This is a genomic window from Clostridium sp. (assembly GCF_016650035.1).
In the GTDB taxonomy this organism is placed as follows: domain Bacteria; phylum Bacillota; class Clostridia; order Clostridiales; family Clostridiaceae; genus Clostridium_AD.
On sequence record NZ_JAENWM010000019.1, the window covers coordinates 1 to 20587 of the forward strand.

A 20587-nucleotide genomic window follows, 5' to 3' on the forward strand; every position below is an offset into this window, starting at 1 on the left:
TTTGTAACCCCTCACACGGGGTCAGGCAGGTACTTCCCCTGCCGATTCAAATGACGAGTTCTACTTGCTTTTTTTCTTTCACTAGTAGTCCGATTTTATTATATATTTCTATATAGATTGTTCGGAAACAAGGCGCACACTTCCCATTATAGACATACTGAGAATATGCAATTTTGCTTCCTATAATACCATTATTCTACAAATATGTTTAATATCCTTCAAAACACAAAAGTTTCAATCTTTTAAATTAATTTACTATAAGTTAAATGACCCTAAACATAATTAGGGAATTCAAATGTATTCACTGTGAGTTATAACAATAGTTATAACTCACACTTGTTTTAAAATATAAAAAAGCAGGAACTTCTAATCATTTTATGATTAAAGACTCCTACTTTTGATTGGTTTTTTTATTAATGACACGATATTTTTAGTGTTGTATCAGTATATAATTATAAGTTTTAGTGAATCTTTATGCTATAGTGTTAGTTTCCAACTATTTCGTTTAGAATACAACATTAATGTCCAGTATACAATTATTTTGTTTAGTATCCTTCTCTTTTGTTTGTGTACAACTACATTACTAGTGTTTAATATGAAAATTCAAATAAAGATTAAACATAACTCTTTGTTCATGGAAATACTTTATTGTATTTCACATATAATAAAAAAAGTCAAAAGTTTTTAATCATTTAGATTAAAAACTCCTGACTTTTAATATTATTTCCTTATCGTAAGTTTAATTGTTAATACTACTAATTATCATTAATAAATGTTGTATGACAAACTATAGTATTTTCATTATGACATTATTAATTATAATTTGTGACAACAATAATTATAACCCACAACAGTTGTATACTCGAAACAAATTCGTGTTGCCCCTCGCCCTGCACAATCCACCAACCCCAACCCTTACCCACTTTTCCCATAATTTCCTTCCGAATAAAGTCGTGTTAAAATCCCCTCTATTTTTCCCATTGTTTTTCCAGTTAGAGGGTCAAAAAATCATAAAAAAGTCGTGTGAGAATCATAATAAAGTCGTGTTGCTGAATCAATATGGTTCAAGGTTTAAGGGTCAAGGATCACATTTTCTAGTGTCCTTTTTCTAATTCTTTTTCTAAAATTCCTTCAATCTCATTAAGCCGTAGGCTGCGTATTTCATCTATCTTCTTTTATTCCGCAGCCTACGGCTATTTTTATTCCTCCCCCCCCCTTCTTTTTTTCTCGTTTTCTGTTAACCATTGATTCTTCTATAGTTGTCAGTTATTTTCTATTGGGAAATCTGTTTAATAATCTATTTATTTTCTGTATTTTTAGGGGTAGACGCAGGTACTTTATAATTAAAATTCTATATGAAAGTCTATTTAAAATTCTATTTTCAGGTGTACTCCAGTACGTTTTTGCTTGATCCATAAACCTAAGACCTTCTCTTTTGCTACGCAAAAAAGCCAGGAAGATCTAATCAATTTCTGATTAAAAATCCCTGACTTCTAACACGACTTTTTTATGAATGATACGAGTTTTTTATGAATGAAACGACATTATTAGTAGGATACAACAGTAGGGTTAACCCCCTATTACACTATTCTACAGTTACAGATTTTGCCAAATTCCTTGGCTTATCAACGTCGCAACCTTTTTGGATTGCCATGTAATATGACAATAATTGTAGTGGAATTACCGAAATTACTGGTGTTAATAAATCTATTACTTTTGGTATATAAGTTGCTGAAAAAACTGATTCTTCAATTTCAGTATGACCTTCTGGTGTGAAAGCAAATACTTTTGCTCCCCTAGTAGTTACTTCTTTTATATTGCTTATCATCTTGCCATATAGCTCTTCTTGAGTAGCTATTGCTATAACGATAGTTCCCTCTTCCATAAGTGCCATAGTTCCATGCTTTAACTCACCAGCTGGATAAGCCTCAGAATGAATATATGATATTTCCTTAAGTTTTAATGAACCTTCCATTGCAACTGCATAGTCAAGTCCACGTCCTATGAAGAACATATCTTTGTGCATATAATTTTTTGCAGTGAATTTTTGTACAGTTTCTTTATTTTTAAGAACTTCTTCTGCTTTTTCTGGAAGTTCTAGCATAGCTATTTTAATTTCTTCAATTTCGTCTAAGCTCATCGTTTCTTTATTTTGAGCAAAGAATAATGCTATTATATACATTGCTATAAGCTGAGTTACATAAGCTTTAGTAGATGCAACTGCTATTTCTGGACCTGCCCAAGTATATAGTACATCATCTGCTTCTCTTGAAGCCGCACTACCTACAACATTTGTTACAGCTATAACTCTTGCGCCTTTTTCCTTTGCAAGTCTTAAAGCTGACATAGTGTCGGCAGTTTCTCCTGATTGACTAACAACTATCATAAGTGTGTTCTTGTCCATTATTGGGTCTCTATATTTAAACTCAGAAGCTATATCTAGTTCTACTGGTATTCTTGCAAGTTTTTCTATTACATATTTACCTACAGCTCCTGCGTGGTATGCAGTTCCGCAAGCTACTATATATATTTTATTTAAGTTTTTAATTTGTTCTTTAGTTATATTTATTTTATCTAATGATATTGGTTCTCCAAGAACTATTCTTGAACTCATTGTGTCCCTAATTGCCTTTGGCTGTTCGTGGATTTCTTTTATCATAAAGTGCTCAAATCCACCTTTTTCAGCTGCTTCTGCATCCCAAGTTACATGGAACACTTCTTTCTTTATAGTTTCGCCTTCAGTATTTATTAGTTTTATTCCATCAGTAGAAATAACAACAAATTCATTATCTTCTAATAAATATACTTCTCTTGTATGATTTAAAACTGCTGGTATATCTGAAGCAATAAAAAATTCTTTTTTTCCAAGTCCTACTATTAATGGGCTATCTTTTCTTACTGCTACTAATTTATCCGGTTCATTGCTGGATATTACAGCTATGGCATAACTGCCTTCCATTTTAGTAGTAGCTTTCATTACAGCCTCAACAATGTCACCTTCAAAATAAAAATCTATAAGGTGTGGTATTACTTCCGTATCAGTTTCTGATGTAAATTTATATCCCTTTGACATTAACCATTCTCTTAAACGGATATAATTCTCTATAATTCCATTATGAACTACACTAATAGTTCCTTTTTCATTTGTATGTGGATGAGAATTTTCATCTGATGGCTTACCATGAGTAGCCCATCTAGTATGACCTATACCCACTTTTCCACTAAGTGGATTTTCTAACAATTGAGCTTCTAAATTTGCTAGTCTTCCCATACACTTAGTTACTCTTAGTGTTCCATCATCTATAACTGCGATTCCTGCTGAATCATAACCTCTATATTCCAATTTACTAAGACCTTCTACCATAATTGGTGAAGCCTCTCTATTTCCATAATATCCAACTATTCCGCACATATACATCTTCCTCTCAAATTTAATTTTTAGACAATGCATCATCTTTAGATGATGCTCATAGCATAAATGCGCTGTTTAATTAAGCATATTTTTAATGAACAAAAAATAATCCATTGAAATATACTAACTAATTCAGCACTTAAAGGTGCCGTGACTATTTATTAAGGTTTTAACACCAGATTGATATTGTTACAAAAATCACTTTTTGCTTTTATCAACCGTTAACGGTAGTGCGCTACCGTGGGGCATCCGCCGAAGATTTCGATACTCCCCATCCTCGTCAACTCAAGTACTTAAACTAAAGTTCTGGCGCTTTTATTTTTCTAATTAATATCTATATTTTGTCTAATTATCATCACCTCTTTCACATCAAATGTATTCTTTTGTCACAATTCATTATATTTTTAACTTAGCACAATGTCAATGTTTTTAGTGATTCTTAACAGTTTGTATCAATTTAGTCTCTATCATTATATGTGCTTAGTTTAAAAAAAGACAACAAAAGTTTATTATTAAAAAAAACGCAGGATACATAAAATCACATAATGATTATTTATGTATTCTGCTTATATAATCTCTTTACTTATATTTTATTCTTTTAAGTTTAATATGAAATTTGAAATACCTTCCATAGCTGCCTTTTCATCTTCTCCATCGATTCTAACAGTTATTTCTGAACCCTGTATTAATCCCATTGACATAATGTTTATTATACTTTTAGCGTTAGCTGTTTTATTTCCACTCACGATTTTCACATCACTTTTGAAGGTATTTATTAATTTAACAAGTTGTGATGCTGGTCTTGCATGTATTCCTGTATTATTTACTATTGTTATATTTTTTTCTATCATAATTAATACACCCCCACTCTTATTTATAATTAGCTAATAAAAATCTTTCTGCTTCAAGACACCATAATCCATTATTACTGTTTACTATTTTAGCGAGTCCAGCAAATAGTGGACTTGTTTTTCCTTTTTCATCAAAATCCTGGATATCTGTTAATTCCATTTCAATATTTGTATAGATTAACTTTTTGCCTCCAGGTATTTTAGGTAGATCTAGAGTTGCTTTGGAAACGCTGTCAAGTCCTCCTATATGAGTAATCATAACAGCTGGGTTTATTATTTTTGCAGCTGACATCTGTAATGATTCAATCATATCATTAGTATTTCCTCCACTTGTTCCTACTATATGTGCAGAAGTATAATGTACGTTGTAAAAATTAAATTTTGCTGAGAATTTATTATCTGTAGGGCCTGCGAAGAAGTTAAGGCAACCATCTCTTCCAAGTATACTATCTCCAAGTTCAACTACTGAACTTATTGGTGTATAAACAAATACATCATCAAAGCCAGTATCTCCAGTTAAGGCTCTTAAATATTCAGTTGGATTCTCTAAGTTTTTTGTATTTACAAAAATAAGTTCAACTCCGCATTTTTTCGCTTCTTCTTTTGTGAATATTGATTCAGCACGTTCCAATTTTTTATCATCAATATCAGAGACAACAAGCATACCTGGTCTTCTGTCACAGTGAAGTGCATAATCTATTGCTCCAAATCCCATAGGGCCTGCTGCTGCAAGAAGTGCCATTTTACCGCCTTCAACTATTCCCATATTATGCTCATATTTACCTACTATAGTGTGATATGAAGCGTGGTATGCCCCAATTATACATGACATTGGTTCAGATAGAGAAGCCTCATAGAATGATTCTCCCTCATAATTTAAAAGACATCCAAGTTCCATTACTTCTTGAGGTATTATAGTATAGGTCGCTGCCCCTCCAAAGTATTTGTAAGAGTAACCTGGCGATGCCATACTTCCTTTATAATTTAGTGCAGGTTGTATTGCAAATTTTTCACCTACTTCAAACTTACTGCTCCACTTAGGTCCTACCTGCACAATTTCACCTGCAAATTCATGACCAACGATAACTGGATTAACATCAATATCATTTGGAACTCTCTTATGTTCTTTACCTAAGATAGCTGCTTTGTACGTAGACATACAAATACTATCTGTTATAACTTTTACAAGTATTTCGTCATCTTTAATTTCTGGAAGTTCAAATTCCTCCATTTTTAATAAACTTTTATCATATAATCTTACTGCTTTAGTTTTCATAATAATTCCACCTTTCTATAATATCTAGTGCACCCACTTGTGCACTGATTAATTCCTCCAAGTACTATAAATACTCACAGACTACTTGTTTCTCAATGTCTAATATATCGTTAAGACTTCCTGCAGTGGTACCCTCTGTCATAACTCCAGCTGTTGCTGCAGCTACTGATAGCGTAACTGATCTTTCAAATGAGTAACCTTTATCTAGAGCAAAAGCTAATCCTGCAACCATTGAATCTCCCGCCCCTACTGTACTTTTTACTTTAACCTTTATGCCGCGTGCATGTATTGTTTTTTCCCTGTTCATAAATAGCGCACCCTCGGATCCTAGCGATACAGCGATCACTTTAACGCCATAATCAAATATACCGGTGCAAAGTCTTATGGTTTCATTAATCCCATTAATTTTTACATCAAACAATTTTTCTAATTCATGTATATTGGGTTTAATTAAATATGGTCCTGATTTAATGCCGTTCTTTAGTAGTTCTCCATCTGCATCCAAAATGGTTTTAACTCCTAGCCCACTTGCCTCTCTTATCCATAGTTCATAAATGTTTTTTTCTACACTTTGTGGTACACTCCCAGACAATACTAATATGTCATCACTTTTAGCAAGATTAAATACCTTTTCTTTAATTATTTTAATATCGTCCTCAGAAACATTATTACCAGACTCGTTAATATCAGTATTTGTATTTTTAACTTTATCAACAATCTTTATATTAGTACGAGTTTCTCCGGTGACAAAAACAAAATCATTTTTAATCTTTTCAGTATCTAAGTAGTCTTTAATAAACTCTCCTGTTTTACCAGCAAGTACGCCTAGTGCAATACTTTCTCCATTTAGGCTCTTTACTACTTTTGAAACATTAATGCCTTTTCCACCAGCATCTAATTTTATAGAAGATACTCTGTTAACACTATTTATTGTACAGTTATCCACTTCCACTGTTTTATCTACAGCTGGATTTAATGTAACGGTTATAATCATATTACACCTCTTCTTTTTTGTTTATTTTACTGTTTTGTAAAAGTTTCATATAAATATTCTATATCATCAGTATTTCGTATCTTATCTAAAGTATCTTCATCCGCATCTTCAATAACATTTGCTAAATTAGACAAAATACTCAAATGCTCATTTCCTACTCCAGCAATTCCTACTACAATATAGGCTAAATCTCCATCAAATGATATTCCCTGGGGGTACTGGAGCACAACTATCCCAGATTTAATTATATTTTCCTTTGCAGTGCCAACTCCATGAGGAATTGCAACACCCTGACCGATATAGGTTGTAAGATCATTTTCTCTTTCAATCATAGCTTCAATATATTCCTCATTAACATATCCTCCATCTACTAAAAGACGTCCTGCTAATTTTATCGCCTCATATTTATCTGTAGATTTCAAATGAACCTTAACGCTTTCTCTTTTTAATACGGTGTTTTGCTTTGGCAAGTCACTTTCCATATTAGCAGATTCTTTTACTTCTGAAGATTCAAGTATTAGAAGAATCTGTTCAAAGGCATTATTTTTAAGAAAATCTTTTACCGATATATATTCAGCTACTGGTCCTGATGCTTTAGCTCTAGCTGCTAGACTCTCATGTGTAACAACAATCTGTGCATCTCCTGGTATATCATTTACGGCACAGTTTATTACTTCTATATTTATACCTGCTTTTTTTAGCTTGTTTCTTAATGTAGATGCTCCCATAGCACTTGATCCCATACCAGCGTCACATGCAAATACAATTTTCTTTATTTCTGTTTTGTTAAATATTTTTACTTCTTGCTCAGTTTTTTTAGTTCCTTTTAATTCCTTTACTGATGTCTTCGCTTTTTCTAAATCGTCGCCTTCTGAATCCTTAGACCCTTTAATAAAGAATCCTGCTATTAAGAAGGATACCACTGTTGATACAGCTACTCCTGCAAAAATACCTAAAAGTCCACCTTTAGGTGCCATAGCCATTAATGCAAATATACTTCCTGGTGACGCTATTGCTACAAGTCCTGCATTAAATAGTCCAAATGTGAATATTCCACTTGCTCCACCACCAATTACTGCGAGTATAAGTATTGGTTTCATTAAAACATAAGGGAAGTATATTTCATGTATTCCGCCTAAAAAGTGAATGATTATTGCTGACGGAGCAGATTCTTTTGCTATTCCCTTTGCAAATGTCCAGTAGGCCAAAAGTATTCCGAGGCCCGGGCCTGGATTTGTTTCTAGAAGGAAGATTACTGACTTCCCTACTTCCTTTGCTTCTTGTATTCCTATAGGTGAGAGTATTCCATGATTTATAGCATTATTTAAAAATAATATTTTAGCTGGCTCAATAAAAATAGATGTTAATGGTAATAAGCCTGCATCTACTATTGCTCCCAGTCCTGCTTTTAGTATATTTGTTAGACCAAGTACCAACGGTCCAATTCCAAGAAATGCAAGGAGTGCTAGTAGCATACCAATTATTCCGGCTGAAAAATTATTTATTAACATTTCAAAACCAGCTGGAATTTTTCCGACCATGGATTTATCAAACTTCTTAATAGCAAATCCGCCCATTGGACCCATTATCATAGCGCCGATAAACATAGGTATGTCAGCTCCTACAATTACACCCATAGCTGCTATTGAACCTATTACTCCACCTCTACTGCCTGCTACTATTTTCCCTCCAGTATATGCTATTAATAGTGGTAATAGATATTTAATCATTGGATCTACTAATGCAGCAAGTTTTTCATTAGGTATCCATCCTGTTGGAATGAATAGTGCCGTAATTAACCCCCATGCAATAAATGCTCCAATATTAGGCATTACCATACCGCTTAGAAAACGTCCAAAGCTCTGTACTTTTTCCTTTAATTCTGTTTTTGTTTCAGTTTTAGCTTCCATTATTCTCACCCTCCTGAAATAATTTACTCATTTTATAATAAAAATCTCCAAATATCCTATTTACCTGCGTGATTATTTGATCCTTATTTCCATCCTTTAACGACAATACAAATTCAGGAACTTCTACTAGAGCTTTGCTAATTTCACTTATTACCTCTAAATAAGTCTGCTTAATTTCTAAAGGTGCTAGCATTATTAAAGCTGTCTCTATATCTTCACCCTGTTCATCCACTGACTGAATTATATTTTTAAGACGGATAACTCCTATTTGAAGCTTATTTACTACTTCAGAACGACAATGTAGCAAAATAATACCATGGCCATTTAAAATAGTAGTTCCCAATTTCTCTCTCTCTATTAATTTGTCCTGCAAACTGCTTTGCTGCGATATAGTATTTCCATAAACTTTACTTATTTTCTCTATTAAACCTAACTTACTATTTATAGTGTCATCTTCATCAAAATAAAGGTTATTCATAATCTCTATAAATGCTCCACCATATTCCATAAGGGTCATAATATTTTCCTTTAAATTATCATGGTTACTTGCCTTTACCGTCTTAATATAGATGTTATCTTTTATTTCACCTAAAACTGTTTGAATTTTAATCTTATCTTCTTCTAAAAGTAGTGGATTGACGATAACATTTTTAAAAGGAATATCAATTGTTACAGTAGATATAATTAATTCTATTCCTTCTTCTTTTAGCCACTCATCCTTAATATTAATGGTTGAAATTATATCTATAACCTGAATGTTTTTAAATTCCCTTTGAAGTCTTGTAGCAAGTAGTCTCGATGTGCCTATGCCACTTGCACAAGCAACGGCAATCCTATAAATACGATGCTCTAATTTATCTTCATTTTGTATTGCCGCCCCTAAATGCATTGCAATATATCCTATCTCTGATTCAGGTATTTCAACGTCTAATAGTTCCCGTAAAACCACACAACACTTCCTACTAGTTTCATATACCTTCGGGTAGGCTTCTTTAATTTTAGTTAGCAAGGGGTTTCGTATGTCTAAATTCATTTTCAGACGACTAATTACTGGTTCTAAATGATTTACCAGACCCATGAGCAAATTTTTATTTTGTAGAAGTGAGCACTGCGTTTCAAGTTCTGCAATAGCAATCATTTTCTTAGCTATTTTTATAAGTTCATATTTTCCCATCATATGCTTTTCTTCATATTTAATATTTGCCTGCATCTTTGAACCTTTTAAATGCATAGTTATATATCCAATTTCATCTTCAGGTATTTCCAAATTGAAATTATTTGAAATATCAGTTGCTAACCCTTCTGCTATCCCATACTCAGTTGTTTTTTTCAGTTCTGATAGAAATAGTGGATCTATACTTATTCTTTCATTGTTTTTTATACGCTGAATCGCAATTGCTAAATGAACTATAAGACCTACATATGCACTATCAGCCAATTTCAACTTCATTCTTTCTTCCACTTTATATACTGACTTTTCTAATTCTTTAATTACACTTTTATCTATTAAATTTAGTAATCTATTTCTAGTATTGATTTCAATCCTACCCTTACTAAATTCACTGCTGCCCACATTATCCTTTATGATTTGTAATAATTGATTTTCATCTAGATTTTCATATAATAAACTTATAAGCGCCTGCCGAAATTCTTTTTCTTTCCCCTCAATGTATACTCCAAGACCCGGTTTTCTAACAAGCTTCAAATTATGCTTTTCAAACCACTCCTGCACTTTATCTAGATCATTACTGAGCGTTCCTTCAGTAACCCCAAATATTGATGTGAAATAATACAATTTTACAGGCTCTTTCATTTGTATAAGCTCACTAATTATTAAATACTGTCTTTCTTCGGGCTTATAATGCTTCTCTACATAATATCCATCCAATAACAGCTGTAGTCTATTCTTACCTTCTAAATTTTCATTTATCAAAAGTCCTACTCCAGGTTTTTTTATAAATTTGAAATGATTGTATTTTAACCATTTTTCTACTTGAGGCATCTCTCTAAGTATTGTCCTTGAACTCAAGTCTAACTTTTTCGCTATATCGTTTACAGTAATGAAATTAGCTAGATCTGCTCCAATTAACAAACGAAGTATTTCTTTTACACGGGACGTTATTACAACATCTCTCATAATCCACCTCCTTACTTATTGATGACATTTTTATATATTTAAAATCTATATTTTAATTATATGCTGTATAAACATTGTATTCAACTCAAAGATAATCTAATTTGTCATTAACCATTAATGACATTATTGTGATACAGTTTAAAATCCAGTGAGAATTATCTCTGTATAGATATTTCTCACCGATTATAGTATATCCTCTATAGCAGTATCAATTCAGCAAGATTTTCATTCGGTATCCATAATTATATATTTACTCAAAATAAAAAATAACGTATGAATTTCATAAATACGAAATTCATACGTTATTTTAGAGTTTAAAAAATTCATTTTGGAACCTATTTATTTGCTTTTTCTTGAATCATTTTCGCAAGAGCATGTGCCATTTCATTTAATTCACATTGAACTTTACCTTCTAGCATTACCCTAACTAATGGTTCTGTACCTGAAGGCCTAATAAGTACTCTTCCACAGCCATTCAGTTTTGCTTCCATTTTTTTAATTTCTTCTGCTATTTCACTATCAGTTTCATGTATATCCTTTTTATCATTAGGCACTGTTGCATTAACTAATATTTGTGGAAGTTCTGTCATCATTGCTGCAAGTTCTGATAATTTCTTTCCAGATTCCTTAATTACAGTGGCTAATTGAATTCCTGATACGAGCCCATCACCTGTAGTATTAAAATCCAGGAAAATTACGTGACCAGACTGCTCCCCACCTAGGCTATAACCTTCTTCTTTCATTTTTTCAAGTACATATCTATCTCCTACTTTAGTTTTCACTGTAGTTATATTTTCACTCTTCATTGCAATATCAAGGCCCAAATTACTCATAACTGTTACTACTACTGCATCTTTAGTTAATTTACCCATATCTTTTAAGTGCTTGGCACAAATAGCAATCATAAAATCTCCATTTACAAGATTTCCTTTTTCATCTACAGCTAAACACCTATCTGCATCACCATCAAAAGCTAGTCCTAAATCACAATGATTTTCTTTAACAAAAGCCATTAAATGCTCAGGATGAGTAGATCCACAATCTTTATTTATATTTATACCATCTGGATCATTGTTAATAACTAAAACCTCTGCTCCAAGTTCTCTTACAGCCTTTACGGAAGTAATATAAGCAGCTCCATTAGCACAATCTAGTGCTATTTTAAGTCCTTTTAAGTCTCCTGCAATAGTGGATTTAGCAAATTCTATATAATCCTCTGTAGCATTTTTCGTAACTGTTTTTTTACCTAAATCTCCTGCTATTGGTGATGGTACTCCTTCAAAATCACATTCTATAACTGCTTGTATTGTATCTTCTAGTTCATCAGATAATTTGAAACCTTGACTATTAAAAAACTTTATTCCGTTATATTCTACTGTGTTGTGAGACGCTGAAATAACTATCCCTGCATCTGCTCCATATTCTCTAGTTAAATATGCTATGGCAGGTGTTGGAATCACTCCAAGGCATATAGCCTCAGCCCCTACAGATAAAATCCCTGCTACTAATGCGGATTCTAACATATCTCCTGAAACTCTTGTATCCATTCCTACTATTATTTTAGGTTTATGAGCTGCTTGTGTTAACACAAAAGCTCCTGATCTTCCGAGTTTATATGCAAGCTCACCTGTTAATTCTGTATTTGCTATACCACGTACTCCATCTGTCCCGAACATTCTACTCATATCTTCTACCTCTTTCTCAATATTTTATAGAGTTATTTCAGGGCATCCAAAAGCGAAATAACTATTATTTTACTTTTGGAACCTAAATTTATCTATTTTTTCATATTAGTCTATTTTCACACTTCACAAAGCTATTGCCTAAATAATCCACAATAATAATTATACTACAATAACGAGTTTTTGTAAAAAAGCACTAGTGTTTTGCTATTTTCATTGCAAAAAAATAACCAAACTGAATCAGTTTGGTTGGCTCTTATCACTATTCTATAACAACCTCAATTATATCTCCGTTTCCGCTTTTTATATCTACTATCTTTCCATCCATTCCAGCGTCTATAGCTTCTAATATTGATTGAGTCATTTCATCTATGTCTACACCTTCCATACCATCTACATTTAGGCTTGGAATCCTCCCAAAGGTTCTTATCATCCCACTAACAAATTTTAACGGCAGAGTAATATTTAAAATGTCATTCTCTGTAGATCTTATTCTTATTTTTAGCATTTTGGGTTTCTTCTTACTACTCGTATTATATACTGTTTTTTCTAAAGTAAATGGTTCTTTAATTTCTCCCTTTAGAGCTTCTATAAGCTGCATAGCTTTATCTGAATCAATTTTACCCTCTTGGACCATTTTCAATATCTTTAACATCTCTTCATTCATTATATTTCCTCCTTTTCTAAAGCTGGGAGCTCTAAATATACAGCTTCATTATTTACCATTTAACATGATTAATGCTTCATCAGCAGTTATTTCACCTTTTTCCAACATATCTATTACATCCTTTTTATCAACGGAAGGTTTTTGCTTTATAACATTATACCCCATTGCTGTAATAACCTCGTCAAGCTTTGCTCTAACGGTTGGGTATGATATGCCAAGTTCTTTTTCTACATCTTTAATATTTCCTCTAGACTTTAAAAATATTTCAATAAAATATAGCTGTTCATTATTCAAGTAATCAAATTTTGATAATTCAAATTCATTTTCCACCACTGTATTACATTCATCACATTTAAGTCTTGTTGCTTTTAATTTAGAGCTACATACTGGACATTTGCACAATATTTTATAGGTCATTTATACCACCACCTTTGTTTATATCCATTATATTACCATTTATTAAAATAATCAATATATAAATCAATATATTTTAATATTTTCTATATATATATTGATTATCTTAATTAAAATATTAATATTATTAATATTTTAATATTATTACATCACTTCTAGTATATTCAATATATTTAATTTTGTGATATAAGATTTGGCGTGACCATTGCTACTATTACTAAACCCCTTTTCTTTTTATTCTTAGCCCTATAAATAATACCTCCATAAATTTAGATTATGAAAGTATTATAAAATCCCAATATGAACTTAGCATGAACTTTTTAAACTTATTTAAAGATGCAAAAGAGTATGTATTACGTAGCCTTCATTGAGCAAGCCTTAGTAATTCACACTGATTTTAATGGAGTAATACGCCCATAAAATTACATGTTTGAGCGATAGCGAGTTGTAATTTTTAGCACTCCTCTAATGTTTTAATACGCAAAAAAGAGTATGTATTACGTAGCCTTCATTGAGCAAGCCTTAGTAATTCACACTGATTTTAATGGAGTATGCGTTAATAAAATTACATGTTTGAGCGATAGCGAGTTATAATTTTTAGCATACTCCATTAAAATTCGTGTAGAATTACTTAGCGAAGCGAATGAAGGTGTAGTAATACATACTCTTTTATTTTCTATTTAACGTATGAAGCTCCTACTTCCAGAGCCTTTTTATTTATTTCAAAGAATTTTTCTTTACCATGATCTTTTAAAGCAGCGATTATTGCTTCCATTGATACTATTCCAGTTTTCTTTACTATTGCTCCTAGAAGTACCATATTAGCAATTTGTTTGCTTCCAATTTTCATAGCTTCTGTTTGAGCTGGAATGCTTATTACTTCGATATCATCTCTAGTTGGCATTCTGTCTACAAGATCTGAATCCATCAGTAATAATCCACCTTTAACTAAGCTATCTTCAAATTTATCAAGGGAAGGTCTATTCATAACTACAAGTGTATTGGGCGCTGTAACTATTGGAGAACCTACTAATTCATCAGAAAGTATAACCGCACAGTTAGCAGTACCTCCACGCATTTCTGGCCCATATGATGGTAACCATGAAACATTCATGTCAGCATCCATACCTGCATATGCTAAAAATTTTCCCATGGAAAGTGTACCTTGACCACCAAACCCTGCAAATATCATTTGTTGCATACCCATTTTATTCCACCTCCGCAGTTGTATCTTTTTTAACTCCAAGAGTATAAAATGGCATCATATTATTTCTGAGCCATACCATAGACTCCTCAGGTGATAATCCCCAATTAGTTGGGCATATTGATAGTACTTCTACCATCGAGAATCCTTTTCCATCAATTGCATTTTGGAAAGCTTTTTTAATTGCTTTTTTAGTTTTATTAACATTAGGAACATTATCTACTGATACTCTTTCTACATAACAAGCCCCATCTAAAGTTGATAACATCTCTGATACTCTAATAGGGTGTCCTTGCACTTTTACATCTCTTCCATAAGGTGTAGTTTCTGTTATTTGACCTGGAAGTGTAGTTGGAGCCATTTGACCACCTGTCATACCATAAATACAGTTATTCACGAATATAGTAACTATATTTTCTCCACGAGTTGCAGCATGTACTATTTCAGCCGTACCTATTGCTGCAAGATCTCCATCTCCTTGATATGTAAATACTACAGCATCAGGATTAGTTCTTTTTATTCCTGTAGCAACTGCTGGTGCTCTTCCATGAGCAGCTTCAAACATATCACAAGCAAAATAGTCATATGCTAAAACTGAACATCCAACTGGTGCCACTCCTATTGTTTTATCTATTATATCTAGTTCTTCGAGTACTTCTCCTACTAATCTATGAATTAATCCATGAGTACATCCTGGACAATAATGAGTAGGAACATCTAATAATGCTTTAGTTGGTTTAAATACTATTGCCATTATTTTGCACCTCCTACTATTTCTCTAACTTTATCTAATATATCTTCTGGAGTAGGAACCATTCCGCCTGATCTTCCGTAGAAATCTACTGGCTTTCTTCCTTCAACAGATAATCTAACATCTTCAACCATTTGTCCACAACTCATTTCTACTGATATGTATCCATGTTTAGTAGAATCTATTGTTTTTTCAAAAGCTTCTAATGGGAAAGGCCAAAGTGTAATTGGTCTTATAAGTCCTAGTTTTATACCTTCTTCTTCAGCCATTTTAATAACATTTTTGCATATTCTTGATGTAGTTCCATATGCAACCATTATTAAATCAACTTCTTCATCACATTTATATAATTCATATCTTGTTTCATTTTTCTTTATCTCTACATATTTTGCTTGTAATTTTTCGTTATGCTTTTCTAAATCTTCTGATTGAAGATAAAGTGAATTTATAACATTATGCTTTGCTCTACCTTTTAGACCATTTGATGCCCAAGTTTTTTCTGGTAATACCTTTGGCTTTCTTTCTTTGAACTCAACTGGCTCCATCATTTGTCCAAGCATTCCATCTCCCATTACCATTACAGGAGTCCTGTACATATCTGCAGTATCAAATGCATCTTGAACTAAATCAACCATTTCTTGTACTGATGCAGGTGCATATACAGGCATATTAAAATCGCCATGTGCTCCACCTTTTGTTGCTTGAAAATAGTCTGATTGAGCTGGTTGAATACTACCAAGCCCTGGACCACCTCTAACTATATTTACAATAACGCAAGGAAGCTCAGCTCCTGCTATGTATGATATTCCCTCTGCTTTTAAACTTATTCCTGGTGAACTTGAAGATGTCATGCACCTTGCTCCTGTACCTGCAGCACCGTACACCATATTTATAGCTGCAACTTCGCTTTCTGCTTGTAAGAAAACTCTTCCAATTTTACACATTTTTCTTGATAAATATGCAGATATCTCTGTTTGAGGTGTTATTGGATATCCAAAAAAGCCGAGACAGTTAGCTCTAATAGCCGCTTCTCCTATCGCTTCATTACCTTTCATTAACACTTTTCCACTCATAAGTACATCCTCCTATTCTTTACTTTTCAACTGTTATTACACAATCAGGACACATTTTTGCGCAAGATGCACAACCTATGCATTCTTTCATCTTTTCCTCTGTAACTGTGGCTGGATGATATCCTTTTATGTTTAATCCTTTTGAAAAACTTATTATTTTTTTAGGACATACATTTATGCAAAGTCCACACCCTTTACATCTATCTTCTCGAAAATTCACTCTTGGCATGTTCAGACCTCCTTTAAAAATTCTGTTTATATAGAATAAAAACGTTTACTTCTTTATCTTACCCCTTGAAGCTTAAACTGTCAACATTGTTATTTAATTGACTATATTCTTTCTATCTCCAAGGCGGTAACATATGTATATCAATCCCAAATATGTCACCTTGCAATTTTCCCTTCAATTCTCCCACTAAATCCTTACTACAAACGGTATATTCATGTGGTATATTTAATTCTTTGGACAGCTTTGCCACTACCTTATCTCCATAAATTATATGCTCAGGTACAGTTTCATAAGACAAATTAGTATTAGAGATTAAATGCGTTACAGTAAGCCTTGAGGCCTTTTCTATCGCTTTTATATATTCTACAATTACTACAGGTTCTTGTGTAAATGGTCTATTGGTATTTATAACAAAAAACATATCATAAGCTTCTTCTTTAAAATACTTATTGTACTGACCAAGAGCTATTGAGCCTGAGTCATCTCCGCCTACATCTATTACTACCTCATAGCTTTTATCATTAAACGCAGCTCTTATTTCTGCCGGAACTACCATAAGTTCTGCATTCACTAGCTCTGGATTTGATGCTATAACTCTTATTCCCTGATCCTCTAATTGTTTTCTTACATCTCTTACACAAAAATAAGGATTTACTATATCTAAATCAACTATTACAACTTTTTTACCTTCTTTTGCAAGATTTATTGCATAATTTATTGCTATTTCAGTTTTTCCAGAACCAAAATGACCTGTAAAGACTCTAATCCTACTCATGCCATCACTCATCCTTCCACTTATTTATTTATTTATTTATACTCTTTCGCCTTTTCTTCGCCACTTAAGACTCTGAGCCCTCCCTGAGCTAACGCTAGTAGTTCATCTTCACCTGGGTAAACTACTACGGGACATATAAATTCAACTCTCTCTTTTACGTAACTTACCGTAGACTTTCCATAAGCTATTCCACCGGTTAAAATTATAGCATCTACTTCGCCTTTAAGAACTGCTGCGCATTTTCCAATTTCCTTCGCAACTTGATATGCCATAGCCTCAGAAATTAATTTGCATTTTTCATCGCCTGCTTCTGCTTTATCCAGTACTTCTTTAGCATCATTGGTATTAAGATAAGCAACTAATCCGCCTTTCCCATTTATCTTTTTCTTAATGTCCTCTATTGTATATTTTCCACTAAAGCACATTTTAACTAAATCACCTGCTGGAAGTCCACCAGATCTTTCTGGTGAAAATGGGCCCTCTCCATCTAGTGCATTATTCACGTCAATAACCTTTCCTGCCTTGTGAGCTCCTACTGAAATCCCACCACCCATATGAGCTACTATTAGATTTACTTCTTCGTATTTTTTATTATTTTCTTTTGCATACTTTTTAGCCACTGCCTTTTGATTAAGCGCATGGAAAACACTTATTCTTTCTATCTCTGGCATGCCTGATATTCTAGCCACATCCATCATTTCATCCACAACTACTGGGTCAACTATAAATGCTGGTATATCTAAAGATTTAGCGATTTCGTTTGCAATTATTCCACCTAAATTTGAAGCATGCTGACCTAACACTCCAACTTTTAAATCATTAAGCATAGCTTCATTTACAGCATATGTACCACCTTCAATAGGTTTTAGAAGTCCACCTCTTCCTACTATGGCGTCCAAGGTGCTTATATCAAAGTTTTTTTCTTTAAGTGCATTTAATATAACTTCTTTTCTGAAATTAAACTGTTCAAATATACTTTTATATTTCCCTATTTCTTCTATTGAATGTCTTAATGTCACTACTAAAACTTCTTTTTCATCTTCATATACACCTATTTTAGTAGAAGTTGAACCTGGATTAATCATTAATAATTTATATGACATATTGTTCCTCCTTTTGGCAATAAATAACAAGTAAGTAAGTTATTTATTATTCCTCAATAACTTTATTATATTCTGCAACTAATGATGCAAGTGCTATAGAGTTTAACTTTGTTTCAGGAGTATCTGCCCTAGAAGTTACTATAACTGGAGCAGAAGTACCTACGAGTAGTCCTCCACTTTTAGCTTCCGTAGTATACGTTAAGCATTTATATAGAGCATTGCCCGCTTCAATATTTGCCATTAAAAGAATGTCCGCTTTACCTGCTACTGGGCCTTCAATTTTTTTATGTCTTGCAGCTTCTTCTGATAATGCATTATCTAACCCTAGTGGTCCATCAACAATGCAACCCTTTATTTGACCTCTATCACTCATCTTTGAAAGCATTGCTGCGTCTAGTGTAGCTTGCATACTTGTATTTACAACTTCTACTGCGCAAACTGCTGCAACTTTAGGAATCTCAATACCACATGCTTTTGCAACTGTTACGGAATTATTTATTATATCTATTTTTTCTTTTAGTTCTGGATACATATTAAAAGCAGCGTCAGTTAAGAATAATAATCTATCATACCCTGGCACTTCAAATACCGCTACGTGAGACATTTGTTTTCCAGTTCTAAGTCCTACTTCTTTGTTGAGTACTGCTCTTAAAAAGGTAGCCGTATCCACAAGGCCTTTCATAAGCATATCAGCTCTGCCTTGTGATACAAGCTTAACTGCAGCAAGAGACGCGCTGTTAACGTTTTTCTCATCTATAATTTCAAATTCGTCTATATTCATACCTATACTGCTTGCAATTGATATTATTTTTTCTTTGTCTCCTACCAGTATTGCATTTGCTATACCATTTTCCTTAGCATCTCGTACCGCTTCAAGTACTGGTAGGTCTTGTGCAACAGCTACTACTACAGTTTTCATTCCTATGGCCTTTACTGCGTTTAATACTTCACTCAAATTTTTACTCATTTTATTACGCTCCTTTTTTAACTAGTTTATTTCTTCCTCATATACTTTTGCTTTCTCTTCTCCATTGATTATTCTCAGAGCACCCTGAGCTAAAGCTAACATTTCATCCTCTCCTGGCACTAATTCTACTGGGGCTATAAAGCACACCATGTCACTTATCCACGTAGTAAGCCTCTTGTTATGAGCAAGTCCTCCTGTAAGAATTATAGCATCTATTTTCCCACTAACCACTGTTGCCATAGCACCTATTTCTTTAGCTATTTGGTATGCCATGGCTTTAAGTACAAGCTCTGCTTTAGCATTCCCCTCGTCTATCATCTTATCAACAACTCTTCCATCGTTAGTATCTAGATAAGCTACAAGGCCACCTTCCCCTGTTATCTTTTTCTTTAACTCTTTTAGAGTATATTTCCCACTGAAAGCAAGTTTAGCTAAATCTCCTACTGGAAGTCCTCCTGTTCGCTCAGGTGAAAAAGGACCTTCTTCATTGGCGTTATTCACGTCTAAAATCCTCCCGTTTTTAACTGGAGACACAGAGATACCTCCACCAATATGTGCAACTACATAAGTACTATTTTCAAAACTTTTATTTAGTTTAGTGCAAACTCTCCTTGTTACTGCTTTTATATTTAGTGCATGAACCAAGGAACGTCTTTCAATCTCTGGAAGTCCCGATATTCTTGCAACGTCCACTATTTCATCTACTGCTACAGGGTCTACTATTAATGCTAGTATATTAACTTTTTTTGCGATTTCATGTGCTATCACCCCACCTAAGTTAGAAGCATGCTCAGCCTGAAATCCTATTTCTAAATCTTCTAACATCTTTTGAGATATTGTATATGTACCACCAGGCATTGGTCTTAGCAGTCCTCCTCTACCAACTACTGCTATTAAATCTTCAAGGGCTATATTTTCTTCCTCTAACCAATCTAGAATCAGTTTAGTTCTCATGTCCTTTTGGTCATAAATTTTCTCAAATTTTTTAATGTCACTCGAGCTATGGGTTAAATTTGATGTTACTATAAGGTCCTCATTTTTAAATATTGATAGTTTAGTTGATGTAGAACCGGGATTAACTACTAATATATATCCTTTTGTACTCATTTAAACATCTCCCTTATTTTTATGCAATAGTTAAT

At 33.2% G+C, this 20587-nt stretch carries 17 protein-coding genes; all 17 read right to left on the minus strand.

Going from position 1 to position 20587, the window contains the following annotated elements; translation table 11 throughout:
* Window positions 1-1585: 1585 nt before the first annotated feature.
* Window positions 1586-3412, minus strand: a complete 1827-nt coding sequence (gene glmS / locus JJD95_RS06420; protein ID WP_291641513.1) for a glutamine--fructose-6-phosphate transaminase (isomerizing) — start codon at window positions 3410-3412, stop codon at window positions 1586-1588.
* A gap of 590 nt (window positions 3413-4002) precedes the next feature.
* Entirely contained in the window at window positions 4003-4263 is a 261-nt protein-coding gene (locus JJD95_RS06425; RefSeq protein WP_291641514.1) for an HPr family phosphocarrier protein, read from the minus strand.
* A gap of 19 nt (window positions 4264-4282) precedes the next feature.
* Window positions 4283-5539 (minus strand): zinc-binding dehydrogenase, encoded by a 1257-nt coding sequence (locus JJD95_RS06430; protein ID WP_291641516.1) that lies wholly within the window; start codon window positions 5537-5539, stop codon window positions 4283-4285.
* Between the two features lie 64 nt (window positions 5540-5603).
* Window positions 5604-6533 carry a 1-phosphofructokinase gene (gene pfkB / locus JJD95_RS06435; protein WP_291641517.1) on the minus strand — a complete coding sequence of 310 codons (930 nt, stop codon included), beginning with the start codon at window positions 6531-6533 and terminating at the stop codon, window positions 5604-5606.
* A gap of 26 nt (window positions 6534-6559) precedes the next feature.
* Window positions 6560-8443, minus strand: a complete 1884-nt coding sequence (locus JJD95_RS06440; protein WP_291641519.1) for a PTS mannitol transporter subunit IICBA — start codon at window positions 8441-8443, stop codon at window positions 6560-6562.
* Complete coding sequence (locus JJD95_RS06445) at window positions 8433-10580, minus strand: transcription antiterminator (protein WP_291641520.1); 2148 nt, start codon at window positions 10578-10580, stop codon at window positions 8433-8435. The genes JJD95_RS06440 and JJD95_RS06445 overlap by 11 nt, the downstream gene beginning before the upstream one ends.
* Before the next feature lie 335 nt (window positions 10581-10915).
* Window positions 10916-12265 carry a phosphoglucosamine mutase gene (glmM, locus tag JJD95_RS06450; RefSeq protein ID WP_291641522.1) on the minus strand — a complete coding sequence of 450 codons (1350 nt, stop codon included), beginning with the start codon at window positions 12263-12265 and terminating at the stop codon, window positions 10916-10918.
* 259 nt (window positions 12266-12524) lie between these two features.
* Window positions 12525-12929, minus strand: coding sequence for a hypothetical protein (locus JJD95_RS06455; RefSeq protein WP_291641524.1), 405 nt, complete (start codon window positions 12927-12929; stop codon window positions 12525-12527).
* Window positions 12930-12977: 48 nt separating this feature from the next.
* Entirely contained in the window at window positions 12978-13346 is a 369-nt protein-coding gene (locus JJD95_RS06460) for a DUF2089 domain-containing protein (RefSeq protein ID WP_291641526.1), read from the minus strand.
* 673 nt (window positions 13347-14019) lie between these two features.
* On the minus strand, window positions 14020-14550 hold the full coding sequence (locus tag JJD95_RS06465) for a 2-oxoacid:acceptor oxidoreductase family protein (protein ID WP_291641528.1): 531 nt from the start codon (window positions 14548-14550) through the stop codon (window positions 14020-14022).
* A gap of 1 nt (window position 14551) precedes the next feature.
* Entirely contained in the window at window positions 14552-15301 is a 750-nt protein-coding gene (locus JJD95_RS06470) for a thiamine pyrophosphate-dependent enzyme (RefSeq protein ID WP_291641530.1), read from the minus strand.
* The gene (locus tag JJD95_RS06475) at window positions 15301-16371 is read right to left on the minus strand and encodes a 3-methyl-2-oxobutanoate dehydrogenase subunit VorB (protein ID WP_291641532.1); all 1071 of its coding nucleotides are present in this window, start codon (window positions 16369-16371) and stop codon (window positions 15301-15303) included. The genes JJD95_RS06470 and JJD95_RS06475 overlap by 1 nt, the downstream gene beginning before the upstream one ends.
* A gap of 19 nt (window positions 16372-16390) precedes the next feature.
* Window positions 16391-16600, minus strand: a complete 210-nt coding sequence (locus tag JJD95_RS06480; RefSeq protein ID WP_291641534.1) for a 4Fe-4S binding protein — start codon at window positions 16598-16600, stop codon at window positions 16391-16393.
* Between the two features lie 112 nt (window positions 16601-16712).
* Window positions 16713-17375, minus strand: a complete 663-nt coding sequence (locus JJD95_RS06485) for an ATP-binding protein (protein ID WP_291641536.1) — start codon at window positions 17373-17375, stop codon at window positions 16713-16715.
* A 32-nt stretch (window positions 17376-17407) separates the two neighbouring features.
* The gene (gene buk / locus JJD95_RS06490) at window positions 17408-18478 is read right to left on the minus strand and encodes a butyrate kinase (protein ID WP_291641537.1); all 1071 of its coding nucleotides are present in this window, start codon (window positions 18476-18478) and stop codon (window positions 17408-17410) included.
* A 46-nt stretch (window positions 18479-18524) separates the two neighbouring features.
* Entirely contained in the window at window positions 18525-19445 is a 921-nt protein-coding gene (gene ptb / locus JJD95_RS06495) for a phosphate butyryltransferase (RefSeq protein WP_291641539.1), read from the minus strand.
* 21 nt (window positions 19446-19466) lie between these two features.
* Window positions 19467-20552: a butyrate kinase gene (gene buk / locus JJD95_RS06500; protein WP_291641541.1), complete on the minus strand. Its 1086-nt coding sequence runs from the start codon at window positions 20550-20552 to the stop codon at window positions 19467-19469.
* Window positions 20553-20587 lie beyond the last annotated feature (35 nt).